Source organism: Chitiniphilus eburneus (assembly GCF_005048205.1).
GTDB classification, from domain to species: Bacteria; Pseudomonadota; Gammaproteobacteria; order Burkholderiales; family Chitinibacteraceae; genus Chitiniphilus; species Chitiniphilus eburneus.
In genome coordinates, this window is sequence record NZ_SUMF01000010.1 from 71,529 (window position 1) to 96,594 (window position 25,066).

Here is a 25,066-nt window from a genome sequence, read left to right on the forward strand (position 1 = left end):
TTTACATATGGACCTATCCATGGCTCAGATACTGACGCCTTCGTACCTCGTCAACTACATCAACGACGCGGCCCGCCACAAAGCGGAGCTTCGTCCGCCGCGACTGCTGGTGATGTCCTGCCTGGGGGGCATCTACATCGCGCTCGGTGGCCTCTTGGCGCTGGTGGTGGCCGGTGGCGCCACCGGTCTGCTGTCCGCCAATCCCGGCCTGGACAAGTTGCTGTTCGGGGCGGCCTTCCCGGTGGGCTTCATCGCGGTGGTGCTGACCGGCGCCGATCTGTTCACGTCCAACTGCGCCATGCAGATGGTGCCCTGGTTCCGCCGCCAGATCCGGATGGGCGAAGTGGTGCGGGTCTGGTGCCTGTCCTACCTGGGCAACCTGATCGGCGCGCTGATCGCGGCCTGGGCCTTTGCCTACATGACGGGCATGCTCGATCCCGCCCAGCCCTGGACGCCCTACCTGCTGAACCTGGCCGAACACAAGGTCCACCAGCCATTCATGGTGGTCTTCCTCAAGGGCATCCTGGCCAACATGCTGGTCTGCCTGGCGGCATGGCAGGGTTACTCGGCCAAGGACACGCTGGGCCGCATGGTCGGCATCTGGGTGCCGGTGATGACCTTCGTCGCGCTGGGCATGGAACACAGCATCGCCAACCTGTTCTTCGTGCCGGCCGCCATGCTGGCCGGCCTGGATGTCTCCGTTTCCGAATTCGTCTTCCAGAACCTGATCCCCGCCACGCTCGGTAATGTGGTGGGCGGCGCGTTGCTGGTGGGCTTGCCGTACGCGTGGCTGTACAGCGAAACCGATGGCAAGGTGGAAAACCCGACGGATATCGACCTGCCATGAGCCAGAGCGCCGCGCCCGCCCGCTATCACCCGCTTTCAGTGCTGATGCACTGGGCCACGGCGTTGTTCGCGCTGGTGGCGGTGGGCAGCATCCTGGTGCTGACCCAGTTCGATCTTTCCGGCCCCGCGCGCGGAACGCTGGGAACCATCCATATGGTCAGCGGCCAGGCGATGTTCCTGCTGCAACTGCTGCAATTGCTGCTGTTCAGCGCGTTCGGCACCCCGGTGCCGGACGGCATGGACCCGCACCAGGTTCATGTGGCGCGGTTCCTGCACGCGGTGCTTTATGGCACGGTGGGCTTCCTGGCGTGCAGCGGGACGCTGCTGGCGGTATCGCAGGCGGCCGGGAACGTGGTGCTGGGATGGCGGGTGCCACTGCTCCTGAACGGGCAGGGACTCACCGCCTTGCGCGAAGTGCATGCGATGGCGGGCTTCTTCTTCGTCGTGTTCTGCGGCGCGCATGTCATGCTGGCGCTGGGCATGCATTACTTCGGGCGGCGCGCCACGCTGCAAAAGATGGCGGTGGAGGGGGAACTGGTCGATTACCTGGCCGCGCCTCGCCAGGATGGCGGCTATGCGCGGATCGATCGCCCCGACATCGGTGGTCCCGCATGAGTTCATGACCATGCAGCTCACCGTCAATCAGCGCCTGGTCGCCATCATGGCCGGGGCATTGATCGCATTGCTGGGGGCCGGGCTGATTGCCTTCTTCGGCTCCCAGAAACTGTCGGAAGACCTGCGGCAGACCGATCAGGCCGTGATCCACAGTCTGGCGACGCTCTCCAGCATCGAGCGCAATTTCCTGCTGATCCGGGTGAACGCGCTCTATCACCTGTCGTATGACGAAGCCGACCTCAAGAAGCCGCACGAACAGGTGATCCTGCGCAACATCAGCGAAATCGAAAGGCAGTTTCGCGAATATGAATCGGGGCTGGCCGCCAACCCTCGCGATAACGACCTGCTGCGGCAGGACCGGCGCCTGTTCGCCATCTACCGCACCGCGCTGGACAAAGTGCTCGCGGCCTCCAACGCCAGGGATCGCGAGGCCGCCATCGTGGTGGTGGAAAGCGAATGGAAGCCGGCCGGCGAGCGCCTGACCCAGGCCTTGTCGGAACATGCCCGCTACAAGGAACGGCTGGTGGAACAGGTCGTTCAGCAATCGCTGCAATCGGGACAGCGCTACACGCTGGTGGCGGTGGTGGCCACTGTGGCCGGCGCGGTGCTGATCATCGCCGCGGGCCTGTTGTTCAAGCGCAGCCTGGGCTGATCCGCTGCATCGGGCGTGCCGGCATCACGCGGCTTCGACGATCTCGAAGCCGTGGGTGATTTCCGCCGTCTTGCCCAGCATGATCGACGCCGAGCAATACTTTTCCGCCGACAGCTTGATGGCGCGTTCCACCTGTTCCGGCTTCAAGGCCCGGCCCGTGACGGTGAAATGCAGATGGATGCGGGTAAACACCTTCGGATCCTCGGCGGCACGCTCGGCATCGACGTTCACCACGCAATCGCGCACATCGGCGCGGCCCTTCCTGAGAATGTGGATCACGTCATAGGTGGCGCAGCCGGCCGTGCCCATCAGCACCATCTCCATCGGGCGCGGCCCCAGATTGCGTCCCCCGCCTTCGGGTGGGCCGTCCATCAACACCGCGTGACCGGATTCCGATTGGGCCAGAAAGCTCACTTCTTCCACCCACTTCAGGCGTACCTTCATACCTTTCATCTCCGATGTGATGACTCATAAGAAGCGGGCATTCTAAACGCACCGCCGCCCCCGGCGGTGAAAAGCTGCTTTTCCGGCCGCTTTTTTCCAATCGTCATCAGGCTGAAACCATGGAGGGATAAGGGTTTCTTCCAATGCTGCAATGCACAAGTAGCGCTTGCTAATGACAGCGCATTCACATAGACTGGTGTTGCAACGTCGGGGCTTGCCTCGATGTTGCCTCCTCCATCCTCCTTCTTTGGTGGAATTCAGCGCAATCCGTCAGGGTTGCGTTTTTTTTGCCTGTATTCCGCGTGAGCGGTAGAGCAGGGTCCGGAAAACAGTTTGACACTCCATTCCCGGAGGGTCTAAAATCCGCGACTTTCTCGAATTCTGAATAATTGGAACGAGCAGTCATGAAAACCTTTTCTGCCAAGCCCCACGAGGTGAAGCGCGAGTGGCTCGTTGTGGACGCCACCGACAAAGTGCTGGGTCGTCTCGCTGCCGAGATCGCCAAGCGCCTGCGTGGCAAACACAAAGCTGAATACACTCCGCACGTCGATACTGGCGACTACATCGTTGTGGTGAACGCAGACAAGCTGCGCGTGACCGGCAACAAAGCCACTTCGAAGAAGTACTACCGTCACTCGGGTCACCCGGGCGGCATTTACGAGCGCACCTTCACCGAGTTGCAAAACAAGTTCCCCGGTCGCGTACTCGAAACCGCGGTCAAGGGCATGCTGCCGAAGGGTCCGCTCGGCTACGCCATGATCAAGAAGATGAAGGTGTATGCCGGCAGCGAACATCCGCATACCGCGCAACAGCCTAAAACTCTCGACATCTAAGGATAGTCACCCCATGGTAGGTAAATACTATTACGGTACCGGCCGTCGCAAGAGCTCCGTCGCTCGCGTGTTCCTGGCCAAGGGTTCCGGCAACATCGTGGTCAACGGCAAGCCGCTGGACCAATACTTCGCTCGCGAAACCGGCCGCATGGTCGTTCGCCAGCCGCTGGAACTGACCCAGAGCCTGGAGTCGTTCGACATCCTGGTGAACGTCAATGGCGGTGGTGAAACCGGTCAAGCCGGTGCCGTGCGTCACGGCATCACCCGCGCCCTGATCGATTTCAACGCCGAGCTGAAGGGCGCACTGAAGGCCGCCGGCCTGGTGACCCGCGATGCGCGTGAAGTCGAACGTAAGAAGGTCGGTCTGCACAAGGCCCGCCGCCGCAAGCAATTCTCCAAGCGCTAAGCTGGATTGCCTTGCAGAAAGAAGCCGCACATTCGTGCGGCTTTTTTTATTGCCCTTTGCCATATGTCGTGCGGAAACGGCGGGCGAAGCGGTCGCATCAGTAAGGAAGTAGCTGCTAGAATCGAGCGCTATTCGGCTTGGAACACGTGGAGAACCAGCAATGATCAAGGTGGGCATCGTCGGCGGTACCGGCTACACGGGCGTAGAGCTGTTGCGCCTGTTGTCGCGTCATCATGATGTGACGATCCAGGCCGTGACCTCGCGAAAAGAGGCCGGCATGAAGGTCTCCGAAATGTTTCCCAGCTTGCGCGGTTTTGTCGACGTGGCGTTCTCCACGCCTGAAGAAGCCGACCTGAAGTCCTGCGACGTGGTGTTCTTTGCCACGCCGCATGGGGTGGCCATGGCCCAGGCCCCCGAATTGCTGGCCGCCGGGGTCAAGGTGATCGACCTGGCTGCTGATTTCCGTTTGAAGGACCCGGCCGAGTTCCAGAAGTGGTACGCCATGGAACACACCTGCCCGGACCTGCTGGCCGAAGCGGTCTATGGCCTGGCCGAGGTCAACCGCGATGCCATTGCCGGCGCACGGCTGATCGGCATGGCCGGCTGCTACCCGACCTCCGTTCAACTCGGCTTGCTGCCGCTGCTGGAAAACGGCAAGGCGTTGATCGAAACCCAGACCCTGATCGCCGATTGCAAATCGGGGGTTTCCGGGGCCGGTCGCAAGGCCGAGGTTGGCACGCTGTTCGCCGAGGCCGGCGACAACTTCAAGGCATACGGCGTCAAGGGGCATCGCCACCTGCCGGAAATCATGCAGGGTTTGAGCGCGATTCATGGCGCGCCCGTCGCGTTGACGTTCGTGCCCCACCTCACGCCGCTGATTCGCGGCATCCACTCCACCCTTTACGCGCGTATCCGGCCGGAAGGGCGGGAGACCGATTTCCAGAAGCTGTTCGAGGAGCGCTACGCCGGCGAGCCGTTCGTCGACGTGATGCCGGCGGGTTCCACCCCGGAAACGCGCTCGGTACGCGGCTCCAACATGGTGCGGATCGCGGTGCATCGCCCGGGCAATGGCGACCTGCTCGTCATCCTGGTGGTCGAGGACAACCTGGTGAAGGGCGCGTCGGGCCAGGCGGTGCAGGTGATGAACCTCATGTTCGGCCTGCCTGAACGCCAGGGGCTGGACGTGGTCCCGCTGCTGCCTTAAGGCCGGGTAGATGCCGCTCGCTCGTTTCTACCGGTTGCGCCGGGCACGGCTGGCCGCCGCGCCCATGGTGCTGCAACCCGCGCTGGGCTGGAAGGGCCGGGCGGGGCGCTGGTTGTGCCTGTTGCTGGTGGTGGCGCTGTTCGGCGTCGCCGCCGCGTACTGGGGCTATCAATATGGCCGGCGCGACGCAACTGGCGGCGTGGTGCAACTGGAAGGCGACATCGCGCGGACCAAGGCCGCGCTGGCGGCCAGCCGCGAGCGCGAATCGATGCTGCACCAGCAACTGCGGGTGGCCGAATCCGCCCGGGGCGCGCTGGAGGAAACGCTGACCGACGCGCAGGCGGAAACCGCCCAGGCCAGGGAAGCCCTGGCCTTTTTCGATTCCCTGTTGACCAGCAACGATCGCGCGCGGCCGGTACGCTTTGCCGCCTGTGAGTTCGATTTCACCGGTCCCCAGCGCTGGCGGTATCGCATCCTCCTGGTACAGGGGGTGGACCGTACGGCCGACCTGGAAGGCAATCTCGAGATTTCGGTGCAACTGAAGGGCGCCGTGCATCAACCGCAGCGCATCGATGCCCCGCGCCAGGCGATCAGCGTACGGCACTATCGTCGCATCGAAGGGGAGGTGGCCTTGCCCGCCGGTGCCCAACCAACACAAATGGAAGCGCGACTGCTGGTGGCTGGCGAGGCCAAGCCGATCGCGCAGTGTCAGAAAAAAACGGGAGGTGTGTGATGTTCAAGAACAAGAAGGGTAGCCAGCGTATCGACAGCCTGATCGGCAACGGCACCACGGTGACCGGCGACATCCAGTTTGTCGGCGGCTTGCGGGTGGATGGCAATGTGATCGGCAATGTGGTGGCGCAGGACGAAAAGAACGGCACGCTGGTGGTTTCCGAGAAAGCGCAGGTGCGCGGCAGGGTCAATTGCAGCCACCTGATCCTCAACGGCGAGGTCAACGGCCCCATCGAGGTCACGCAGTATGTGGAACTGCAACCCAAGGCGCGCGTCCTGGGCGATCTCACCTACAAGGTGCTGGAAATGCACCCCGGCGCGCTGATCGAGGGCCGTCTGGTGCCGCTTGCCGGCGCGCGGATGGTCACGGTCACCCCGGAACCCACCACCGAAGAAGCTTGACCCACATTGACCGGAACCTTTGGCCTGCGAGATAATCCTAGTTATTTAGTCAACTATTCCGCTGGAGTGCCTCGATGAATATGGCCGCCGACATGCCCATCCCCTTTGTCTTCACCGACAATGCCGCCACCAAGGTCAAGGACCTGATCGACGAGGAAGGCAATCCGGAACTCAAGCTGCGCGTGTTCGTCACCGGCGGCGGCTGCTCCGGCTTCCAGTACGGCTTCACCTTCGACGAAATCGTCAATGACGACGATACCGAAGTCAGCAAGGGTGGCGTGACGCTGTTGATCGACCCGATGAGCTACCAGTATCTGGTGGGCGCCGAGATCGATTACGTGGAAAGCCTGGAAGGTTCGCAGTTCACCATCAAGAACCCGAACGCAGTCTCCACCTGTGGTTGCGGCTCGTCGTTCTCGGTCTGATCCTCGACCGCGCCGCGCCGGCATCAAAAAGAAAGGAAGCCTGTCAGGCTTCCTTTTTTATTGCGCCGCGTCTGCTGATAATGAAGGCCTGACAAAAAAGGGAGCGGCGCGCATGTTCGAATCGGCGGAACTGGGTCACGAAGTGGATAAAGCCAGCTATCGCGAAGAAGCACTTCGCCTGCGCGAGGCGTTGCTGACCGCGCAACTGGATCTGAAACAGCGCGGCGAATTCCCGGTGGTGATCATCCTGGCCGGGGTGCCGGCGGCAGGCAAAGGCGAAACCGCCAACCTGCTGACCGAATGGATGGACCCGCGCCACATCGCCACCCATGCCTTTGGCGCGCCCACCGACGAAGAGGCGGCCCGGCCGCCGTTCTGGCGCTTCTGGCGAGTGCTGCCGGAGAAAGGCACGATCGGCATCCTGTTCGGCGGCTGGTACGCCGATCCGCTCTGGCATTGGGACGACTGGGACGAGCCGCGCCTGGCGCGGCGCATCGAACGCATCGTGCGGCTGGAAAAGATGCTGGCGGACGAAGGCGCGCTGGTGTTCAAGTTCTGGCTGCATCTGTCGCGCGACAAACTGCGCCAGCGCCTGAAAGCCCTTGAAGGCGATACGCGCACGGCCTGGCGCGTGACGCGCGAGGACAAACGCTTCCTCAAGGAATACGACCAGCGCATCGAGCAATGCCGCGAGCTGCTGACCCGCACCAACCTGGCCGACGCACCGTGGCGGGTGATTGAAGGGTGGGATACCAATTACCGCAATCTGTCGGTGGCGGGCCAGATTCACGACGCGATCATGCATCAGCTCGGGCGCGAGACGGTGAGCCAGAACCGTGTGGATGCGGCGCCATTGGTCCATTCCATCGATGGGGTGCGCCTGCTCGACACCTTGCAGCTCGAGCACAGCATGACCAAGGCCAGGTTCAAGGATCGGCTGGAATTGGCGCAGGGCCGGCTCAATGGCCTGATGCGGGAGGTCGCGCAGCGCAAGCTGGCGGTGGTGGCGGTGTTCGAAGGCATGGATGCGGCGGGCAAGGGCGGCGCCATCCGCCGGATCACCGCGGCACTCGATGCGCGGCAGTACCGCGTGGTGCCGATTGCCGCGCCCACCGACGAAGAAAAGGCCCAGCCCTATCTGTGGCGATTCTGGCGCCACCTGCCGCCGCACGGCCGCCTGGCCGTGTTCGACCGCTCCTGGTATGGCCGCGTGCTGGTCGAGCGCATCGAAGGCTTCGCCTCGCATGCGGAATGGATGCGCGCCTACAACGAGATCAACGATTTCGAAGCCCAGTTGGTCGATGCCGGCACCATCGTCATCAAATTCTGGCTGGCCATCGACAGCGACGAGCAACTCAGGCGCTTCAAGGAGCGCGAAGCCACCGGCTACAAGCGCTTCAAGATCACCGACGAGGACTGGCGCAATCGCGAGAAATGGGACGACTACGTGGATGCCGCCAGCGACATGATCGAAAGAACCAATACACCTTATGCGCCTTGGCATCAGATCGGCGCCAACAACAAGTATCATGCGCGTATTGCTGTGCTGGACGCGCTGTGCGACGCCATCGAGCAACGACTGAAACAAGAGGATTGATCCATGCCCCAGCCGCTCGGCGATTCCGCGCTCGACCAACTGTTCCGCCAGGCCCGCACGCATAACCGCTGGCTGCCGCGCGACGTGGACGACGGCACGCTGCAAGCCTTGTACGCCTTGCTGTGCAACGGGCCGACCGCCGCCAACAGCACGCCGATGCGGCTGGTGTTCGTCAAATCCGCCGAGGCCAAGGCCAGGCTCCGGCCCTGCCTGGACGGGGGCAACGTCGACAAGACGATGGCCGCGCCGGTGACGGCCATCGTCTGCAACGACGCCGCGTTCTACGAGCACATGCCGGAGCTGTTTCCGCACAACCCGGACGCGCGCAACTGGTTTGCCGGCAAGGACAACACCACGCACCTGATCCGCAACGGCAGCTTGCAAGGTGCCTACCTGATCCTGGCCGCGCGGGCACTGGGGCTGGATTGCGGACCGATGTCCGGTTTTGACAACGCCGCCGTCGATGCGGCCTTCCTGGCCGGAACATCCTGGCGTTCCAACTTCCTGGTCAACCTGGGCTATGGCGATGCCACGGCCCTGCATCCGCGCGGCCCACGCCTGTCTTTCGAGCGTGCATGCCGCATTGAATGACCCGACGAGCAGGCGAGCATGACAGCATCGGCGATATCGTCGCCGCTGCTTGAGGAAAACCCGGCACGCAGTGGGGGAGAAACATGACCGGGAAGGGCAAGGCTGGCGTCAAGAGCGACTGGACGCTATGGCGCGCGCTGGAGGAATGGCGGGCGAAAAAGCGGGAGCTGGAACCGATGTTCGCCGCCGCGGGCCTGGGGGACGAACAGGAAACGCTGGCCAATCGCGCCATCGTCGATCTCAAGCGCGCACCGCCGACGCCGCCGCTGGTATCCGGCGATACCCAGCGCGACATCGAAGAAACCAAGCGCTACCGCGAAGCGTACTACCGCCATTTCGAGGAAAGCCTGTACAAGGTGGAGGCGTTGCTGCGCCTGCCCTGGGTACCGGAGATGGAGCCCCTGGCCGAAGCGATACGCGGCGAGGTGGCGCAACTGCGCGAATGGATGACCGAGCACCCCGCCACCCGACCCGATTTCACCCGGCTGGAAGCACTGGTACAGCACTACATCAAGCTCGATCATCCCGAACTGCAACTGCCCGAAGGCTTGCTGGACGGCCGCCGCCGCGCCCTGATGGATATCGCCGGCTACCCGTTGCTGGTGCAGCACGCGTTGAAGGACCCCTTCAACGAGGCCGTGCCGCCCCTGACCAGCGACGCCTTCCGCAACGACTTCGAAACCCGCGCCCAGACCTATCTGCAAACCGACTGGCTGCATTCCAGGGTCGTCACCCAGTGGTATGCCACGCTGGCGCTGGATGCTGCCGTCGCGCGCAAGAAGCGCGATTCTACCGATCGCGCGCGGCTGGCCAAGTTACTGCGTCGTCGCTGGCCGACCCTGTCGGTGCTGCTGCCCGGCTTCGAACAGGCGGATCAGTTGTGGTACCTGATGCTCAGCGGGCTGACCTTCCTCGCGCTGTTCGCCGAATGGTGGATTCCGGCGGGCTTCCTAGTGATCTGGCTATCGATGTCGATCGGCGCGCATCGCCGCGAAAAAAAGGAAATCGAAGCCCGCCAGGCGTACCTGTCCACCCAGGTCGGCACCATGAAGCGGGTACGCGACCGCTTCGTCGCCGGCGTGACGCAGCCCGACAAACTGGCCTTCCAGTTGCGGCAGCTCGACGAAGCCGGCGAATACATCGACGACACCCTGTATCGCCTGCTGGGTCTGCATACCTACGACACCGAAGAGTGATCGTTGGCGCGGCGGTCAGATAGGGCTGGGGCGCGGCATCCCATCGACAAAGCACAGCAGCTCCCCGCTGCGCATCCGCGTCCAGTCCTCGTTGTCGGTCAGCGGGCGCGTCGCGATCACCGCCACCCGGTCGCGCGGCGTGGTTACGCGGGCGAAATCGATGCTGACGTCGGCATCGGAAAGATGCGCGGTGGAGAACGGCGATTCGCGCACCACGTAGAACAGGTCGGTGCTGCAATGCGCGAACAGCGCGCGGCCGTCCGAAAGCAGGAAGTTGAACGTACCGGAGCGGGAAAGCGTGCCCGCGTAATCTGCCACCGCGCCATGCAGGTCCGCCAGCGAAGGCGGCTCGCCGAAATGCCGGCTCAACTGATTGAGCAGAGCGCAGAACGCATGCTCGCTGTCGGTGCTGCCCACCGGCGTAAAGCGGCCATCGTCCAGCGAAGGCCGCTCCGCCAGGTTGCCGTTGTGGGCGAACAGCCAGTAGCGTCCCCACAGCTCACGCTGGAACGGATGGGTATTGGCCAGCGATACCGCCCCCTGCGTGGCCTTGCGGATATGCGCGATGACATTGCGGCTCTGGATCGGGTAGTTCTTCACCAGGTCCGCCACCGGCGAAATGCTCGAAGGCAGGTAATCGAGGAATACCCGGCAGCCGCCGTCCTCGAAGAACGCGATGCCCCAGCCGTCCGCATGCTCATCCGTCTCGCCACCGCGACGGCGAAAGCCCTCGAACGAGAACACGATGTCGGTGGGAACATTGCAGTTCATGCCCAGCAACTGGCACATCGCGGAAGGCCTCCAGTGGGGTGATGATGCGAATGCATCGTGTTGACACCTTACAACAAAAACGCCCGGTGGCGACCGGGCGTTTCGTCGGGAGACAGAAGAATCAGCCTTCCAGCGCCCCCGCGCCGATGTTGTAGCCTGCATCCACGTGCACCACGTTGCCGGTCATGCCGGACGACAGCGGCGACAGCAGGAACGCGGCCACGTTGCCGACTTCCTCCTGGCTCACGTTGCGCTTGAGCGGCGTGGCATCGGCGGCGGCCTTCAGCAACTTGCCGAAGTTGGCGATACCGGCGGCGGCCAGCGTCTTGATCGGGCCGGCGGAAACGCCGAACACCCGGATACCCTTGTCCGGACCCAGCGCGGCGGCCATGTAACGCACATTGGCCTCCAGGCTGGCCTTGGCCAGGCCCATCACGTTGTAGTTCGGGATCGCGCGTTCCGCGCCCAGGTAAGACAACGTGACCAGCGCCGCGCCATCGTTCAGCATCGGGCGCGCGGCCTTGGCCAGCGCGGCAAAGCTGTAGGAACTGATATCGTGCGCGATATGGAATGCCTCACGCGTCACGGTATCCAGGTAATCGCCCTTGAGCGCTTCGCGCGGCGCGAACGCCACCGAATGCACCAGACCATCCAGGCTGTCCCAATGCTGCTTGAGCGATACGAACAGCGCATCGATTTGCGCATCGCTGGATACATCGCAGGGCAGGACCAGGGTGGAGTCGAAGTCGGCGGCCAGCTTGGCGACGCGATCCTTCGTATCCTCGTTCACATAGGTGAAGGCCAGCTCCGCGCCCTCGCGCCGACAGGCCGTGGCGATGCCATAGGCGATGGAGCGGTCGGACAACAGTCCACAAATCAGGATCTTCTTGCCGGCTAGAAAGCCCATGTTTCATCCTTGCTGATCGAACAATCGCGCGATTATAACGAACCGCGCGACAAAATCCCGGCCTATTGCCGGGATTTTCATTTCATGTGGGGCGCAGCCCGCATCGATCACGTCGTCGCGGCGTCCAGCGAATAGGGCAAGGGCAGCAGCGTCAGCGCCGGCCCGTCGGGGCTTTCCAGGTGCAGGCCATGCTCGAGCGAACTGGTCTGCGCCACCACCAGCGCCTCGTAACCGCCACCGGGAGCGGGGGCGGCCTGCACGACCTTGCCCGAGGCCTGACCATTCATTTCCGGGCTGTAGACCTCCTGGCCGGCGCTCGGCGCAACCGCCGCCTCCACCCGCAGCGCGCGCCGCTTGAGCTTGCCCAGGTACTGGGTGCGCGCGACGATTTCCTGGCCCGGGTAGCAACCCTTGGTAAAGCTCACCGCGCCGATCAGCTCCATATTGGCCATTTGCGGCACGAAATCCTCCTGGGTGGCGCTGGTCACCCAGGCGATGCCGGCGCGGATGTCCGTCAGGCGCCACACCGGCTCCCCGACCGGGCGGGCACCGGCGTCCACCAGCTTCTGCCACAGCGCACCGGCCGCGGCGGGCGTGGCCAGGATTTCGAAGCGCGCATCCGGCAGGCGGATCACCTTCAGCGCTTCGCCCACCAGTACCGCCAGATCGTCGGCGGGCACGCTGCCCACCACGCGCTCGATCAACCTCGGCGCCTCGGGCCCCGCCACGCCCAGCCGCAGCCATTCGCCGCTGGCGTCGCTGGCGCGCGTCTTGCTGCGCAGCACATACATGGACAGGCGCTTCTGGATGGCGGGCAACAACTCCGCAGCCAGTTGCAGCAGGTAATCGTCGCCGTCGCGCAGCACCAGAAAGCTGGCGAGCATCCGCCCCTTGGGCGTGGAATAGCTCGAATACTGCGCCTGGGTCACCGCCAGCGCGCGCACGTCGCTGGAAAGCTGGCCATTCAGAAAGAGCGTGCTGTCCTCACCGGCAAAGCGGATCACGCCGAACTGGGTCAGCGGCGATACCACGGCGCCTTGTTGCAGGGCGGCCAGTTCGGCCGGCGCGTCGCCGAAATCGAGCACGCGGCCGGCATCGTCGAAACGCGCGCCGGCATCGGTCAGGGTGGTGGTCAGGGGCATGCTGGGCTCCGGGGAAAATCGCAGAGCGATATAGATGACGTTGAATGGCCAAAAATGCAATGCCCCGCGTGAGCGGGGCATGCTCGATTGCCCAGGCAACGGCGTTGCCGTGGGCGATCGGAGGGCTTATTGCTCGGCAGGCGTGGGCGTCGGGGTGGTTTCCTCCTGGCGCGGGCGATAGGCCGCGCCGGTGCGGAACTCCGGCGTGGAGAGCTGGCCGGCCACGCGAATCTGATTGCTCACCGAAATCGGCCCGCTGGACAGGCGCGCCTGCACGGCGCCATCCAGCTTGGCGCCCTCGCGGACCGTGAGATAGCCGGTGGCGGAGAACTTGCCGCCGTCGATCTTCACCCCGGAGAACTGCACCAGCTTGTCGCGGATCGCCACCTTGGCCGATGCCGCGTCGAAACGGGTCTGCCCGCCCCGCGAGTAGGTCACCGGCGTGGACGATTTCAACGGCGTCACCAGATCGAAATTGTGCAGCAGGCCATCGCGTACCAGCACCGTGGCATCCACCCCCGGATGATCGAACAGATCGTGGTAATCGGTGCCCTGGAACACGAAGCGCGCCTCCGATTCCAGGCGTCCGGTGGCGTAGGTATTGTTATTGAACACCTTGGTGAACGGCTCGGCCTGGATGCCGCTGCCGCGCACGTCGCCGCTCAGTTGCCAGCCTTGCTGCCACGCCAGCTTGGCGCTGCCGGTGACCACGCCGCCGTACAGATCGCCACGAAGCTCGGCGATGTCGATGCCCTGCTCGCTGGCCGTACCCTTCAGGCGCAGGAAATCGAACTTGGCGGGATAGCCCAGTGGCAGGGTCCAGCCGGTGGCGCTGAGTTGCACCGCGAACTGACCGGGCGCGCTCGGCTGCACCTGCAATTCCAGTTGGCCACTGCTATCGGTGATGAAGAGCTCGGTGAGTTCGCCGGCCGAACCGAAACGCAGCTCACCGTTGACCGGCCCGATTTCCTCCTTGCCGCGCACCAGACTGCATCGTTCCAGCACCAGCCCGGCCAGGCGCGGGGTGCCGGGTTCCGGCTTGAGGCGTTCTTGCAGATGGCTGGCGAACTCCGGGCTGAAACGGCCCCCCTCGATGCGCAGGCCTTGCAGCGACTCGCCCCAGGCCATGACGTTCTTGAAGGTGGCGGGCACATGCAGCCGCTCGATGCTGGCGCCTTCCTTGGCCAGCGTCACGTTCTCCAGCACCAGTGCCGGCGCCGGGTAGTACTCGATGCGCACATTCTGCACATCGAATTGACCATGAGTGATGCGTTTGCCCAGATCGAGCACCGGTTGTGCAAAGAGATTGACCGGCACCAGAAACGGCAGCGCCAGCGCCAGCAAAATCAAAATCAGTAATAAAAACAGGACGATCTTCAACTTACCCATGCGTTCCTCCGCAATTTATCGTTTTTTCTTCAGGGATCGTGTTGACACGATCCTGAGGGGCAACTATTATACGCACCTCATCGCTTCCCCGATAGCTCAGTCGGTAGAGCAACGGACTGTTAATCCGTGTGTCCCTGGTTCGAGCCCAGGTCGGGGAGCCAAGCATCAGAGAAAGCCGCCATCGCAAGATGGCGGCTTTTCTTTTGCCGGTAGCGTAGGGGCGAGTCCGCAAACTGACAAGCCCGCCTGGCTGCGGCGGGTGGCGTTGACGGCCACCTCAGCGCGCGGCGACCTCCCCGCTCACCACAGCGGCGACGCCACCAACAGCAGCAGCAACCCCACCCAAAGCGCGATCCAGTTCATGAATACCTCCGATACCGCCGATTGCGGTACGGACGTGCGTGTTCAACCGGCAATAAAACGGGGGAAGGGCGATGTGGGCAATGGATGCGGTTTACGCGCTGACGGCCACGGGCAGATAGACATCGAACCGCGTGCTGTCGCCTTCATAGGCGAAAGCGGGCTTTTCGCCCGCCAGCCATGGCGCGTGACGCGGACGCTTGACCACCACGCGCCGCGTCGCCAGGCGGCGGGCCGGGGCGAGCAGCGCGTCGGCATCCGCGTCGCCGCCGATCAGCGTCTGGAATGCCGCCATGTCCTTCTTCGACTTGGCACGCTTGCCCGGCTCCGGGAACATCGGGTCCAGGTAGACCACGTCCCAGTGTTCCGCCGTCTGCTGCAACCAGTGCAGGGCATCGGCATGGACCAATTGCATGCGCGCGGCGATGGCGGCGGTCTCGGGCGCGGCCAGTGCGCGGGCGAGGCCATCGGCCACCAGCGCACAGGCCACCGGCGAGCGCTCCAGCAGCGTCAGCGCGCAACCCAGGCTGGCCAGCACGAAGCCATCGCGGGCCAGCCCCGCCGTCGCGTCGAGTACGGAAGGCTGGTAGTCGGGCTTCAGCCCCACCGCGCGCGCCACCGGCTGGCCGCGCCCACCGCCAAACTTGCGACGATGCCCTTGCGCGCCACCGACGAAATCCACCACCACGCGACCGCGTTCGCCCACCTCGGCCAGCGCCAGCGCGCCATCCTCCACCGTCAGATAGTGGCCTGCGGCGGGTATTGCTTGCAGCAGCGGCAGGCCAAAGCGCCCGGCCAGCGCCGCGTCACCGTCACGCGCGGGCAGCAAGCCGGTCACGCGTCGAAGCCCAGCGGGGCGGGAGTCGGCCACACCGGGCCGAAATCCACCGGCTCGTAGGCGGGGCGATAGCGCACGCGCGGCAACCGCGCCAACGGGTCCTGCTTATAGAACTGTTTCAATTGCTCGTACACGGCGGGATAGTGATCGGCAACGGCGTGCGGCGTTTCGAAAAAATACTCGGACAGCACGGCGAAGCACTCGGCCGGCGTTTCGGCGGCATACAGATCGATGGGGCTGTACTGGCCACTGTTCGCCAGGCGGTTCAGATGATCGAAGGCATCGGAGAATGCCCGTTTCCAGGCGGAGGCGTCCATGCCCTTGTGCAACGGTGGGCGGCCATTGGCGTGGCCGGCGGAATCGCGCATGTCCAGCTTGTGCGCCAGTTCGTGGATCACCACATTCCAGCCGTCCAGCCAGGCCGATTCCGACACATCCAGCCACGACAGCAGGATCGGCCCTTCCGGCCGCGCCTGCCCGGCCAGGATCTGCTCGCCCTCGTGCACCACGCCGATCGGATCGGTATAGCGATCACGGCTGACGAACTGGGCCGGATACAACACCACCTCATGCCAGTCGTCGTAGGCGTCGAAGCCCAGGTTCAGGATCGGCAATGCCGCCTGCGCGGCCAGGATCACCTTGGCCTGATCGTCGATTTCCAGCCCTTGCAGCGGCGTGATGGTCTTTTCATGCAGAAACCACGCAGCCTGCTCGCGCAGGCGCTTGCGCTCATCGTCGTTCAGACCGATGAACAACGGCAACCGCTCGGCCTCGCGCCACAGCGCATCGGGAATGGGATTCGCGGCAAGGTGCTTATCGCGCCGACGCGCGCGCAGGAATCCGAACATGGCCATCCTCCGGGACAGCCCGGGCGGGCCATCATCTTGTTGTTCCGAGGATATGGGCGCAAAGAAAGCTTATTCAAGAAGGGGGGCGGAAGGCAGGTGCACATCGCGCGCAAGGCCACTGGCTACGCCATGGATGGTCGCACTGCACGCGGCAAGGGTTACGCCATGAGTCTGCGCTCTGGCAGGTAAGGGGTGTTTCTCACCAACCTGCTAAACGCCTGATTGGGTGTGGTTGGCGCATGGAGTATAAATGTAGTATCGTACCTACATTCATTGGTGCGGGAGGTGTGCTGTGACCATCACAACGCTATCCAGTCGGGAGCTGAACCAGGACGTGACCCGAGCAAAGAAGGCGACCAAGAGCGGCCCCGTGTTCATCACGGATCGCGGCAAGCCTGCGCACGTGCTGTTGAGCTTTGAGGACTATCAACGGTTGACGAAGCAGCGGCGCAACATTGCTGACGCGCTGGCGATGCCGGGTGTTGCGGACATCGAGTTTGAGCCGCCGAGCGTGACCATTGGAGCCCGGCCGGCTGATCTCTCATGATGTATGTGCTCGATACCAACGTGCTGTCCGAGCTGCGCAAGGTACGGCTTGGCAAGGCCGATGGGAATGTGACGGCATGGACGGAAAGCGTCGATGCCGCCGACCTCTTTGTATCGGCCATCACCATCATGGAGTTGGAGCTCGGCGTTCTGTCGATTGAACGCAAGGACGCTGCCCAGGGGGCCATGCTGCGCGCGTGGCTGGAGCAGCACGTACTACCCGAGTTCTCCGGGCGCACGTTGCCTATCGATACCGCTGTGGCGCAGCGCTGTGCTCGGCTGCATGTACCTGACAAGCGCGGTGAGCGCGACGCGCTCATTGCAGCGACTGCACTGGTACACGGCATGGAGGTGGTCACGCGCAATGTGGCCGATTTCAAGCCCACGGGAGTGACCATCGTCAATCCGTGGGAGCCATTGCCATGACCTCCTGCGGGTTCAAGACTGCTCCGGAGGGCGGTCCTCCAACGGTGCAGCGCTTCCTTCGCTCGGCACGCCTTGCCCTGCATCCGGCCTTCTTCCTTCGCACCCACGTTTGAATGTCGATTCGCCCTAAGCATGGCATGTTGGCGACGAACTCCGTGTTCTCCGTGCGCTCTGTGTCTACAGACGTTGTTCTTTACCCCGGCTGCCCCTGCTCAGCCAGCCGCAATTCCGCCTGCGCCGCTGGGGTGAACGGGTGCAGATGCCCCAGGAATTGCTTGCTGGCGGCGGTCCAGGAGAAGCGTTCGGCATACTGGCGCACGGCGACGCGGTCGATGTTCAGCGCATCCAGGCAGGCGCGTTGCAGGTCGTCGTTCAGCGCCCCGGGGCCATCGGTGCCGATCACGTCGATGGGGCCGGTGACCGGATACGCCGCCACCGGGCAGCCGCAGGCCATCGCTTCCAGCAGTACCAGGCCGAAGGTATCGGTGCGCGACGGGAAGACGAACACATCGGCGGCGTTATAGACCTCGGCCAGTTCGCGCTGATCGAGCACGCCCAGCCAGTTCACGTCGGGATACTTGCCGCGCAGCGTGGCGGCGGCGGGGCCGTCGCCGCATACCCACTTGGAGCCGGGCAGATCCAGTTCCAGAAAGGCTTCCACGTTCTTTTCCACCGCCACGCGCCCCACGTAGACGAAGATCGGCCGGCGCGTGCTCAGGCGCTCGCGCGTACCGGGCTTGAACAGCGTCAGATCCACGCCGCGCGTCCAGGTCACCACCTTGGTGAAACCGCGCGCGCACAGATCGTCCACCACCACCTGGGTCGGCGCCATGGTGGCGACGGCGGCATTGTGAAAGCGCGCCAGCCAGGCATAGGTCCAGCCCAGCGGAATCCCGAAGCGCAGCTTCACGTATTCGGGAAAGCGCGAGTGATAGGCGGTGGTGAACGGAATCCGCTTGCGGATGCAGTAGCGCCGCGCGGCCATGCCCAGCGGGCCTTCGGTGGCAATGTGGATCGCGTCGGGCGCAAAGGTTTCGATCCGTTGCGCCACCTTGGCGCCGGGCCGCCAGGACAGGCGGATTTCCGGATAGGTGGGGCAGGGAAAGGTGCGGAAATCCTGCGGCGTGACCAGCTCGACGCGATGGCCCAGTTGCGTCAGTTCGTGCCGGGTCTGTTTCAGCGTGCGCACCACGCCGTTCACTTGCGGTTCCCAGGCGTCGGTGACGATCAGGATATTCATGCGGGAGTGACTCCATGCAGATCGGGGGAAGGGGACACCAGCTCGGCGATCTGCGCGGCCTGCTCGGCGTAGTACTTCTGCCAGGTGACGATCTTCAGCTCGCCGCTGGCCAGCTCCACCAGCGCGGTCAGGCTTTCCACCCAGTCGCCGTCGTTGCAGTAGACGATGCCGCCGATCTCGCGCATCTCCGCCTTGTGGATATGGCCGCAGATCACACCGTCCAGCCCGCGCTCGCGCGCCTCGGCGGCGACGGCCTCTTCGAAATCGCTGACGAAGTTCACCGCCGTCTTCACCTTGTGCTTCAGGTATTGCGACAACGACCAGTAGCCCAGACCCAGACGGGCGCGGGCGCGGTTGAACCAGTGATTGAGCCGCAGCGTGATGCCATAGAGCCGGTCACCGACGATGGCCAGCCAGCGGGCGCACTGCACCACGCCGTCGAACTTGTCGCCGTGCAGCACCAGAAAGCGGCGGCCATCGGCCGTGGTGTGGATCACCTCGTCGGCAATGCGGATATCGCCGAACATCAGCCCCAGGAACTGGCGCGCGCCCTCGTCGTGATTGCCGGGGATGTAGGTCACCTGCGTGCCCTTGCGCGCCTTGCGCAGCACCTTCTGGATCACATCGTTGTGGCTCTGGTTCCAGAACCACGAGCGCTTCAGCGCCCAGCCGTCGATGATGTCGCCCACCAGATACAGGTGATCGGCCTCGACGTGCTTGAGGAAATCGAGCAGGTAACCCGCCTGGCACCCCGCGGTACCCAGGTGGATGTCGGAAATCCAGATACTGCGGAACCTAAGCGGCGTATCGGACATGATGGGGTACTCGACGATTCATGCCCGGCATCATGCCGTTGCAATATGACGCTCGCGCGACGTTTGTGTGACATGCGGATGAAGCGTGCGGCAACGCGCCACGGCGCACCGGGTTCGAGTTCAGGTGATTGATTTAAAATCGATTTCTTGTGAAGCGCCTTATCGCTGCCCAGCGTGCGGCCCGCGATGCCGGCCAGGCCGGTGCCGGGAAGGGCGGCCCGGAGCGGGGCATGCCCGCGTGATCCCGCAAGCGAACGAGCCGCCGCCGCGCGCGGCGGCTCGCCACGTCCAAACCCGCGTTGACAGTGAGGCGAGCGGGGCGCGATAGTGGCTGGCCGTTTTTGTCATCGGTCGCTGCCCAGATGCCCCATCCCAACCGCCCCGATTCCCCTTGCGTCGCCATCTGCTCCACCGCCCTGGGCGACGAAATCTGCATGGGCTGCGGCCGCACTTTCTTCGAAGTGGCCAACTGGGTGTTTCTCACCGACGAAGAAAAAGAGGCCGTGTGGCAACGGCTGGAAGCCCACTGGGTGGCGCGCGGCCTGCGGCCACCGTGGGAAGAAAGCAAATAGCGCGTGTCGTCACCTGTTTCGCGGCAGCGCTGGGCCGAAAAAGCGCCAGCCACCAGGCGCACGACGCAGCCAATAACCGGTTATTGGCAAGGAGTGCAACGCAGTGGAGGGTGTTTTTTCGGCCCAGCCCCGCAGGTTCGGCGCATTTCGGGCGCCGCGCGGTGTCGCAGACCGCTTGCGGTATCCATACCGCCGCGCGTCCAGCGCCTCGCGCGGCATCCCGAACTGCACCGAACGCTGTCGTGAAACAGGTGACGACACGCCCTAGGGTGAATCGACCTTCAAACGTGGGTGCGAAGGAGGAAGGCCGGATGCAGGGCAAGGCACAACGCAGCCATGCGCCCGGCCTTCGTCCTTCCCTGCGGGTTGGTCCGTGGGCCGGTGTCTGCTTTGTCGCACGGCTTGCAGAGAGGAAGGCTTTCTGCGGCGCCGCGCTTCGCGCAGCCATCCGGCCCACGGACCAACGCATCCCATGTTTGAAGGTCGATTCACCCTAGCAACCCAATGGAAAAAGCCGGGCGCGCAGCCCGGCTTTTTCATTGCGGCTGGACGAACAGCGGCACCGGGGCTTACACCCCCAGCACCCCGCCATCCTCCTTCCAGATCACCACCGTGGCCGAGCGCGGGCGGCCCATCGGGCCGGTGATGCCGGGCGCGGCTTCGGGCCACTTGCTGAAGGCGGTGGGGTTGGCCAGCAGCACATCGTTGACCGTCTGGCCGGCCGGGGGCACCGGTGCGTTCGGGCCGCTGACTTCGCCAGGGTGCTGCACGTTAATGAACACCGTCTTCACGTCCGGCGTGAAAGTGATGCCGGTGATCTCGCAGCCATCCGGGCCCACCAGGAAGCGGCGGATTTCCTTGCTCACCGGATCGGCCACCAGCATCTGGTTGTTGCCCTGGCCCTGGTTGATGCCGGTGTTGCTGTTGCTGCCGTCGGTTTCGATCCACAGCAGGCCATTGGGTGCGAACGCCAGGCCATCCGGGCTGTTGAAGGTGTTGTCGGCGGTGACGTTGGCCGAGCCGGAGCGCAGGTCGGTGCGATCCGGGTAGGCGACCGGGTTGCCGGCCAGCACGAACAAATCCCACTCGAAGGCCAGCGCGGCGGCATCGCCGCCGGTTTCGCGCCAGCGGATGATCTGGCCGAAGGCGTTGCTGACGCGCGGGTTGGCATCGTCGGTCACGGTGCGGCTGCTGTTGTTGGTCAGCGTCAGGTAGACCTCGCCAGTGGTGGGGTGCACGGTCACCCATTCCGGGCGGTCCATCTTGGTGGCGCCCACCGCGTCGGCGGCGAGGCGGGTCTTGATCAGCACCTCGGCCTGGTCGGCGAAGCTGGCGTCGGCGGCCAGCGTGGCATTGGCGGTCTTGTCCAGCAGGAGCCACTGGCCCACGCCCATCATGTCGCCGGCGACGGCGCCGGCATCGAAGCGCGCCACGTACAGCTTGCCGCTGTCGAGCAGGTTGCGGTTGGCCTGCGGATTGGCGGCGTCGTACTGGCCGGCGCTGACAAACTTGTAGACGTAATCGTTGGCCTGGTCATCGCCCATGTAGACCACCACATGGCGGTCGGCGGACAGCGTCATCGCGCAGTTCTCGTGCTTGACGCGGCCCAGCGCGGTGCGCTTCTTCGGCGTGGAGCTGACATCCCACGGATCGATCTCGACGATCCAGCCGAAGCGGTTCGATTCGTTGGCTTCCTGCGCGTAGTCGAAGCGCTTGTCCAGTTCCTCCCAGCGATAGCTGGTGCCTTTGGCCGACAGGCCATAGCGCTTCATCAGCGCGCTGCGGGTATCGGTGGCGCTGGTGGTACCGAAGTAGCTGTTGAAGTTTTCTTCGCAGGTGAGGTAAGTGCCCCACAGCGTCCAGCCGTTGCCGCAGTTGTTCAGGGTGCCCAGCGCGACGGTGCCGGTGGGGTCGGCGCTGGTCTGGAGCAGGGCGTGGCCGGCGGCGGGGCCGGTCAGCAGCATCGGCGTATTGCCGTGGATGCGGCGGTTGTGGGCGGAACCCACCTGCACCTGCCATTCACCGCTGACCCGCTTCACATGGATCACCGATACGCCGTGCGCGTGCTGTGCCTTGCGCACCTTGTCCAGCGTCCAGGCATTGGGATAGGTCTGACCGGCCTCGGGCTTGTAGAAGTACTCGTAGTTGCAGTACTCGTGGTTCATCACCAGCAGGCCTTCGTCGCTCAGTTCCTTGCCGTCGGCGCCGGTCAGCGGGAAGAAATGCATGCCGTCGTGGTTGTCGCCCACTTGCAGCGCCTGGTCGGCGCCGGTTTCGGAGCTATCGCCCTTCCAGGCCGGCGAATTGCCGAACAGCGGGCTGCCCCAGGGCGCGATCACCTGGTAGCGATAACCCTGCGGCACCACGATGCTGTTGCCCGATCCGGCGGGGACGGCGGTGAAACCCAGCTTGGGCGTGGTCGGCATGGGCGTCGGAGTGACACCCGGCGTGGGTGTGGGGGTCGGCGTGGCGCTGCTGCCACTGTCGCTGTTACAGGCGGCAAGCGATCCGCCGAGGAACATCGCCGCGGACAGGCCGAGGCCACCCTTGAGCATATTGCGGCGGGACACGACGCGCTGCACCACGTCGTCGAAGTGTTCGTTGCTGGACAGGTTCGACGGGATATCGTCGTGGTCGAATGCACTCATGGTTCGCTCCTGGGTTGACATGACGCGGCCCGGGCAACGCGGGGGGCGGTGCCGGGCCGTCTGTTTGGGCGGAGCGATTATCGGGAGCACGGTTTACGCCAGCGTGGCGCGCAGATGACGAACAGATTGCATTTTCATGCATCGGGCCAAGCATCGGACTAATTGCCGCCGGCCGCGAACCACTGCGGGTACAGCTCGCGCAGGCGCGCAAGGTACTGGCGGCGCACCGGTACGGCGGTGCGCCCCACCAGCAACTCGTACTGGCCTTTGCCGACATGGTTGGCGCGTACCACGCGGCGCGGGTTCACCAGATAGGAGCGATGCACCTGCAACAGCACCTCCTCGGTGAAATACAGCCGGATCGCGCGCAGGCGCAGCGTCACATACAGCGGCATGCCGCCATCGGCGGTGTGGATGCCGCTGTAGCCCTTGTCGGCGCGGATGAACAGCAGCTTGTCGCGACGCGACGCGATCTCGTACAACTCGGATAGCACATGCGGCTGGCGGGTCAGTTCGGTCAGGTGCTGGCGCACCAGGGTGATCTGCTGCGCCAGATGACAGAGCAGCGCTTCGTCCTCGGCATCGGCCGGCGCATGGAAGGCCAGCGTCAACTGGTAGTCGGAACCATCGTCGGCATTCAGCCAGGCACGGCGACGGTCATCGCTGAAGTGCACGCCCGGGGCCAGCACGCCCTCGGCGTCGCACGGCGCGTCGCCGGCCTGTCGCACCGGCGCGCCGTCCTGCATCAGCGCCACACCGGCCACTTCCGACCGTCCGGCGAGAAACTGCATCATCACCTCCAGCATGCGCTCCGCGCTCTTGTGCTCGCCCAGCGCCGCCAGCAGCGTATTCAGCTCGGCCAGCCGGCCGGCCAGCGTGGGCGCTTCGGTCACGGCCGGGGCGGGCGAGGGCGGCTCGTCGGCCGGACAGGCGACCTGCCCGGGGAGGGGATCGCACTGCGGCGTTACATCGATCACCGGGCCGGGCGCGCGGGGCAGCAACGGGGCGACGACGGCCAGATGGGCTTCCAGGCGGGCGCTCTGCTCGCGCAACGCCACCCAGCCGGGCGAGCGCAGCGGGTCCACCTGTTCCACCAGGGCGGCATCGCGCAAGGTGCGCAGCAGCGGCAGCAGCAACCAGACCTGCCCCGCTTGCCGCCGGACCACCAGTGCCTGTCGCCGATGTTCGCGCCAGTGGCGCCAGCCCAGTGTGACCAACAGTGCCAGCAGCAGCGCACCCACCGCGCCGGCCAGCGGATCGGCCCAGGCGGGCCGCACGCGCCAGGCGTCGAGCAGGCTCTGCCAGCGCCCGGCCACCGGGTAGTAGTGCTGGTGGAGCTGCCGCAGCAGGCTGGCCTCGCCGGCCACCTCGCCGGAAAGCTCCCACAGCGCCACGCCGCGATAACCGTGGCCATCGGCCAGCGCCAGCTTTTCCCGTAGCGCGCGCGGGCTTTCGTAGGTGACGAACAGGCGCTTGCCCGCGTGATACAGGCTGTCGGCCCGTGCCGTATCGTCCCAGTGCCGTGCGTAGGCTGGATCGAGCGCCAGCGTCTGCACCTCATCGTGATCGAGCAGGCCGGTGGCGCCGCTGTTCTCGTCGTCCCAACTGCCGAGCAGCGCGCCGCTGGAAGGCTGGCCCAGCCCGTGATTCGCCGGCGGTACGCCGGTCCACGCATTGCCCTGGTTGTCGATGCCCAGCACCAGCCTGTCGCCCGGCACGCCCCGCGCCGCCAGCGCGGCGATGATGGTCGCCACGCCGCCATCCGGCCCGCGCAGCGGCGCATTGTGCCCGGTGGTGCGGTGCCAGGTACCGGTGTAGTCGTAGGCCAGCACCACGGCGAAATCGGCCAGCGCGGCCAGCGCCGGCAGGTCCAGCGCCTGCGATTGCTCCTGCTTGCCGCCCAGCGTGAAGGCCAGCGTGTAGTGCCGCGCGGGCCGTTGCGCGTCGAAGGCGGCGCGCAGCGTTTGCAGCAGCGCCAGCAGATGGGCGGCGTCCTCCGGCCCCGCGTGCAGGTCCGGCGCGCCGCCGACCACCGGGTAGCGCCAGTCGATCACCGCACCGTCGAAACCATGCTGCGCCATGAAGGCCAGCACCTGCTCGGCAAAGCGCAAGCGCAGCACCGGATCGGCGGCGATGGTGGGGAAATCCTTCGAGCGATCCCAGCCGCCGATCGAGATCAGCGTGTGCAGGCCCGGATACTGAGCGCGCACCTGGCGCAGCCGCGCGTAGTTGCCGCGCGCCGCCGGCAAACCGTTCTCGGCGGGATAGGCGTGATTCAGGTCGGCCACGAAATCGGCGGCCACCACGCCGCCGTCGGCGGTGGGGGCCGCGTGGGCATAGATCAGGTGGGTGAGCCGGCCGAAGGCGATGCGCTCGAACGGCGCGGGCCGATGATAAGTGGCCCAGGAGGCGAAATAGCCGGCCACCACCGGCGCCGTTGCCAATGCCGGCCCGGCGAGCAGCCAGCCCAAAGTCGCGATGGCCAGCCATCGCCGATATCCCATGCGCTCCATCCCGACCCTTTTATGTGTGCTTCGCCGCCGCCCGAAGGCATGGCAAAGGGCATCGTGCGATGCCGATTTATCGGGGCATTGTAATGAAGTGGCGCACCGAACAGCACA

General features: G+C 64.8%; 26 protein-coding genes and 1 tRNA gene. 16 read left to right on the forward strand and 11 right to left on the reverse strand.

Annotated elements, in window-relative coordinates; translation table 11 throughout:
* Positions 1-19: 19 nt before the first annotated feature.
* Genes FAZ21_RS10760 through FAZ21_RS10770 form a run of 3 tightly spaced genes read left to right on the forward strand, consistent with a single transcriptional unit; the run spans position 20 to position 2,113 of the window.
* Positions 20-847, forward strand: coding sequence for a formate/nitrite transporter family protein (locus tag FAZ21_RS10760; RefSeq protein WP_169307355.1), 828 nt, complete (start codon positions 20-22; stop codon positions 845-847).
* A complete protein-coding gene (locus FAZ21_RS10765; RefSeq protein WP_136773451.1) occupies positions 844-1,461 on the forward strand; it encodes a cytochrome b in 618 nt (205 codons plus the stop codon). Before FAZ21_RS10760 ends, FAZ21_RS10765 begins: the two co-directional genes overlap by 4 nt.
* Complete coding sequence (locus tag FAZ21_RS10770) at positions 1,421-2,113, forward strand: MCP four helix bundle domain-containing protein (protein WP_169307356.1); 693 nt, start codon at positions 1,421-1,423, stop codon at positions 2,111-2,113. The genes FAZ21_RS10765 and FAZ21_RS10770 overlap by 41 nt, the downstream gene beginning before the upstream one ends.
* Positions 2,114-2,137: 24 nt before the next feature.
* On the opposite strand, the gene FAZ21_RS10775 is transcribed toward FAZ21_RS10770, so the two are convergent.
* On the reverse strand, positions 2,138-2,557 hold the full coding sequence (locus tag FAZ21_RS10775) for an OsmC family protein (protein WP_136773453.1): 420 nt from the start codon (positions 2,555-2,557) through the stop codon (positions 2,138-2,140).
* Positions 2,558-2,961: 404 nt separating this feature from the next.
* Between FAZ21_RS10775 and rplM the strand changes: the two genes are divergently transcribed.
* The 9 genes from rplM to FAZ21_RS10820 all read left to right on the forward strand — a co-directional run bounded on the left by rplM (position 2,962) and on the right by FAZ21_RS10820 (position 9,943).
* Positions 2,962-3,390: a 50S ribosomal protein L13 gene (gene rplM / locus FAZ21_RS10780; protein ID WP_136773454.1), complete on the forward strand. Its 429-nt coding sequence runs from the start codon at positions 2,962-2,964 to the stop codon at positions 3,388-3,390.
* A gap of 13 nt (positions 3,391-3,403) precedes the next feature.
* On the forward strand, positions 3,404-3,796 hold the full coding sequence (gene rpsI, locus FAZ21_RS10785) for a 30S ribosomal protein S9 (protein ID WP_026263146.1): 393 nt from the start codon (positions 3,404-3,406) through the stop codon (positions 3,794-3,796).
* Between the two features lie 160 nt (positions 3,797-3,956).
* Positions 3,957-5,000, forward strand: a complete 1,044-nt coding sequence (gene argC, locus FAZ21_RS10790; protein WP_136773455.1) for an N-acetyl-gamma-glutamyl-phosphate reductase — start codon at positions 3,957-3,959, stop codon at positions 4,998-5,000.
* Positions 5,001-5,010: 10 nt separating this feature from the next.
* Complete coding sequence (locus FAZ21_RS10795) at positions 5,011-5,733, forward strand: DUF6776 family protein (RefSeq protein ID WP_136773456.1); 723 nt, start codon at positions 5,011-5,013, stop codon at positions 5,731-5,733.
* Positions 5,733-6,134: a bactofilin family protein gene (locus FAZ21_RS10800; protein WP_136773457.1), complete on the forward strand. Its 402-nt coding sequence runs from the start codon at positions 5,733-5,735 to the stop codon at positions 6,132-6,134. The genes FAZ21_RS10795 and FAZ21_RS10800 overlap by 1 nt, the downstream gene beginning before the upstream one ends.
* Positions 6,135-6,226: 92 nt before the next feature.
* The gene (gene erpA / locus FAZ21_RS10805) at positions 6,227-6,559 is read left to right on the forward strand and encodes an iron-sulfur cluster insertion protein ErpA (RefSeq protein WP_373279534.1); all 333 of its coding nucleotides are present in this window, start codon (positions 6,227-6,229) and stop codon (positions 6,557-6,559) included.
* Between the two features lie 112 nt (positions 6,560-6,671).
* On the forward strand, positions 6,672-8,156 hold the full coding sequence (gene pap / locus FAZ21_RS10810) for a polyphosphate:AMP phosphotransferase (protein WP_136773459.1): 1,485 nt from the start codon (positions 6,672-6,674) through the stop codon (positions 8,154-8,156).
* Positions 8,157-8,159: 3 nt separating this feature from the next.
* Complete coding sequence (locus tag FAZ21_RS10815) at positions 8,160-8,747, forward strand: malonic semialdehyde reductase (RefSeq protein WP_136773460.1); 588 nt, start codon at positions 8,160-8,162, stop codon at positions 8,745-8,747.
* 83 nt (positions 8,748-8,830) lie between these two features.
* Positions 8,831-9,943, forward strand: coding sequence for a hypothetical protein (locus FAZ21_RS10820; RefSeq protein WP_136773461.1), 1,113 nt, complete (start codon positions 8,831-8,833; stop codon positions 9,941-9,943).
* 15 nt (positions 9,944-9,958) lie between these two features.
* Here FAZ21_RS10820 and FAZ21_RS10825 read toward each other — a convergent pair whose 3' ends face one another.
* The 4 genes from FAZ21_RS10825 to FAZ21_RS10840 all read right to left on the reverse strand — a co-directional run bounded on the left by FAZ21_RS10825 (position 9,959) and on the right by FAZ21_RS10840 (position 14,152).
* Entirely contained in the window at positions 9,959-10,732 is a 774-nt protein-coding gene (locus FAZ21_RS10825; protein WP_136773462.1) for a class II glutamine amidotransferase, read from the reverse strand.
* Positions 10,733-10,835: 103 nt separating this feature from the next.
* Complete coding sequence (locus FAZ21_RS10830; protein WP_136773463.1) at positions 10,836-11,621, reverse strand: enoyl-ACP reductase FabI; 786 nt, start codon at positions 11,619-11,621, stop codon at positions 10,836-10,838.
* A gap of 107 nt (positions 11,622-11,728) precedes the next feature.
* A complete protein-coding gene (gene ygfZ / locus FAZ21_RS10835) occupies positions 11,729-12,763 on the reverse strand; it encodes a CAF17-like 4Fe-4S cluster assembly/insertion protein YgfZ (protein WP_136773464.1) in 1,035 nt (344 codons plus the stop codon).
* Positions 12,764-12,889: 126 nt separating this feature from the next.
* Positions 12,890-14,152 (reverse strand): AsmA family protein, encoded by a 1,263-nt coding sequence (locus FAZ21_RS10840; RefSeq protein WP_136773465.1) that lies wholly within the window; start codon positions 14,150-14,152, stop codon positions 12,890-12,892.
* An 85-nt stretch (positions 14,153-14,237) separates the two neighbouring features.
* On the opposite strand from FAZ21_RS10840, the gene FAZ21_RS10845 reads away from it, so the two are divergent.
* A tRNA-Asn gene (locus FAZ21_RS10845) sits at positions 14,238-14,313 on the forward strand.
* Between the two features lie 293 nt (positions 14,314-14,606).
* On the opposite strand, the gene FAZ21_RS10850 is transcribed toward FAZ21_RS10845, so the two are convergent.
* Together FAZ21_RS10850 and FAZ21_RS10855 are read right to left on the reverse strand one after the other, a co-directional pair.
* Positions 14,607-15,350, reverse strand: a complete 744-nt coding sequence (locus tag FAZ21_RS10850; protein ID WP_136773466.1) for a class I SAM-dependent methyltransferase — start codon at positions 15,348-15,350, stop codon at positions 14,607-14,609.
* The gene (locus FAZ21_RS10855; RefSeq protein ID WP_136773467.1) at positions 15,347-16,198 is read right to left on the reverse strand and encodes a M90 family metallopeptidase; all 852 of its coding nucleotides are present in this window, start codon (positions 16,196-16,198) and stop codon (positions 15,347-15,349) included. The genes FAZ21_RS10850 and FAZ21_RS10855 overlap by 4 nt, the downstream gene beginning before the upstream one ends.
* Before the next feature lie 292 nt (positions 16,199-16,490).
* Between FAZ21_RS10855 and FAZ21_RS10860 the strand changes: the two genes are divergently transcribed.
* A complete protein-coding gene (locus FAZ21_RS10860) occupies positions 16,491-16,745 on the forward strand; it encodes a type II toxin-antitoxin system Phd/YefM family antitoxin (RefSeq protein WP_136773468.1) in 255 nt (84 codons plus the stop codon).
* A complete protein-coding gene (locus tag FAZ21_RS10865; protein ID WP_246038605.1) occupies positions 16,742-17,170 on the forward strand; it encodes a type II toxin-antitoxin system VapC family toxin in 429 nt (142 codons plus the stop codon). The genes FAZ21_RS10860 and FAZ21_RS10865 overlap by 4 nt, the downstream gene beginning before the upstream one ends.
* Before the next feature lie 193 nt (positions 17,171-17,363).
* Here the strand turns inward: FAZ21_RS10865 and FAZ21_RS10870 are convergent, their stop codons facing one another.
* Entirely contained in the window at positions 17,364-18,410 is a 1,047-nt protein-coding gene (locus tag FAZ21_RS10870; RefSeq protein ID WP_136773469.1) for a glycosyltransferase family 4 protein, read from the reverse strand.
* Positions 18,407-19,225, reverse strand: a complete 819-nt coding sequence (locus FAZ21_RS10875; RefSeq protein WP_136773470.1) for a UDP-2,3-diacylglucosamine diphosphatase — start codon at positions 19,223-19,225, stop codon at positions 18,407-18,409. Before FAZ21_RS10875 ends, FAZ21_RS10870 begins: the two co-directional genes overlap by 4 nt.
* 362 nt (positions 19,226-19,587) lie before the next feature.
* On the opposite strand from FAZ21_RS10875, the gene FAZ21_RS10880 reads away from it, so the two are divergent.
* Entirely contained in the window at positions 19,588-19,797 is a 210-nt protein-coding gene (locus tag FAZ21_RS10880) for a DUF1289 domain-containing protein (protein ID WP_136773471.1), read from the forward strand.
* A gap of 569 nt (positions 19,798-20,366) precedes the next feature.
* Here FAZ21_RS10880 and FAZ21_RS10885 read toward each other — a convergent pair.
* Positions 20,367-22,445, reverse strand: coding sequence for a PhoX family protein (locus FAZ21_RS10885; protein ID WP_136773472.1), 2,079 nt, complete (start codon positions 22,443-22,445; stop codon positions 20,367-20,369).
* A gap of 158 nt (positions 22,446-22,603) precedes the next feature.
* Positions 22,604-24,949 (reverse strand): glycosyl hydrolase family 18 protein, encoded by a 2,346-nt coding sequence (locus FAZ21_RS10890; protein WP_169307357.1) that lies wholly within the window; start codon positions 24,947-24,949, stop codon positions 22,604-22,606.
* Positions 24,950-25,066: the final 117 nt, after the last annotated feature.

Bases quoted from the DNA above. Each gene is read 5' to 3' on its own strand.
- FAZ21_RS10870 (WP_136773469.1), bottom strand. From the start codon at position 18,410: ATGAATATCCTGATCGTCACCGACGCCTGGGAACCGCAAGTGAACGGC.
- FAZ21_RS10880 (WP_136773471.1), top strand. From the start codon at position 19,588: ATGCCCCATCCCAACCGCCCCGATTCCCCTTGCGTCGCCATCTGCTCC.
- rpsI (WP_026263146.1), top strand. From the start codon at position 3,404: ATGGTAGGTAAATACTATTACGGTACCGGCCGTCGCAAGAGCTCCGTC.
- FAZ21_RS10795 (WP_136773456.1), top strand. From the start codon at position 5,011: ATGCCGCTCGCTCGTTTCTACCGGTTGCGCCGGGCACGGCTGGCCGCC.
- pap (WP_136773459.1), top strand. From the start codon at position 6,672: ATGTTCGAATCGGCGGAACTGGGTCACGAAGTGGATAAAGCCAGCTAT.
- FAZ21_RS10765 (WP_136773451.1), top strand. From the start codon at position 844: ATGAGCCAGAGCGCCGCGCCCGCCCGCTATCACCCGCTTTCAGTGCTG.
- FAZ21_RS10800 (WP_136773457.1), top strand. From the start codon at position 5,733: ATGTTCAAGAACAAGAAGGGTAGCCAGCGTATCGACAGCCTGATCGGC.
- FAZ21_RS10840 (WP_136773465.1), bottom strand. From the start codon at position 14,152: ATGGGTAAGTTGAAGATCGTCCTGTTTTTATTACTGATTTTGATTTTG.
- ygfZ (WP_136773464.1), bottom strand. From the start codon at position 12,763: ATGCCCCTGACCACCACCCTGACCGATGCCGGCGCGCGTTTCGACGAT.
- FAZ21_RS10830 (WP_136773463.1), bottom strand. From the start codon at position 11,621: ATGGGCTTTCTAGCCGGCAAGAAGATCCTGATTTGTGGACTGTTGTCC.
- FAZ21_RS10865 (WP_246038605.1), top strand. From the start codon at position 16,742: ATGATGTATGTGCTCGATACCAACGTGCTGTCCGAGCTGCGCAAGGTA.
- FAZ21_RS10815 (WP_136773460.1), top strand. From the start codon at position 8,160: ATGCCCCAGCCGCTCGGCGATTCCGCGCTCGACCAACTGTTCCGCCAG.
- FAZ21_RS10775 (WP_136773453.1), bottom strand. From the start codon at position 2,557: ATGAAGGTACGCCTGAAGTGGGTGGAAGAAGTGAGCTTTCTGGCCCAA.
- FAZ21_RS10855 (WP_136773467.1), bottom strand. From the start codon at position 16,198: ATGTTCGGATTCCTGCGCGCGCGTCGGCGCGATAAGCACCTTGCCGCG.
- rplM (WP_136773454.1), top strand. From the start codon at position 2,962: ATGAAAACCTTTTCTGCCAAGCCCCACGAGGTGAAGCGCGAGTGGCTC.
- FAZ21_RS10875 (WP_136773470.1), bottom strand. From the start codon at position 19,225: ATGTCCGATACGCCGCTTAGGTTCCGCAGTATCTGGATTTCCGACATC.
- erpA (WP_373279534.1), top strand. From the start codon at position 6,227: ATGCCCATCCCCTTTGTCTTCACCGACAATGCCGCCACCAAGGTCAAG.
- argC (WP_136773455.1), top strand. From the start codon at position 3,957: ATGATCAAGGTGGGCATCGTCGGCGGTACCGGCTACACGGGCGTAGAG.
- FAZ21_RS10825 (WP_136773462.1), bottom strand. From the start codon at position 10,732: ATGTGCCAGTTGCTGGGCATGAACTGCAATGTTCCCACCGACATCGTG.
- FAZ21_RS10820 (WP_136773461.1), top strand. From the start codon at position 8,831: ATGACCGGGAAGGGCAAGGCTGGCGTCAAGAGCGACTGGACGCTATGG.
- FAZ21_RS10885 (WP_136773472.1), bottom strand. From the start codon at position 22,445: ATGAGTGCATTCGACCACGACGATATCCCGTCGAACCTGTCCAGCAAC.
- FAZ21_RS10890 (WP_169307357.1), bottom strand. From the start codon at position 24,949: ATGGGATATCGGCGATGGCTGGCCATCGCGACTTTGGGCTGGCTGCTC.
- FAZ21_RS10770 (WP_169307356.1), top strand. From the start codon at position 1,421: ATGCGCGGATCGATCGCCCCGACATCGGTGGTCCCGCATGAGTTCATG.
- FAZ21_RS10760 (WP_169307355.1), top strand. From the start codon at position 20: ATGGCTCAGATACTGACGCCTTCGTACCTCGTCAACTACATCAACGAC.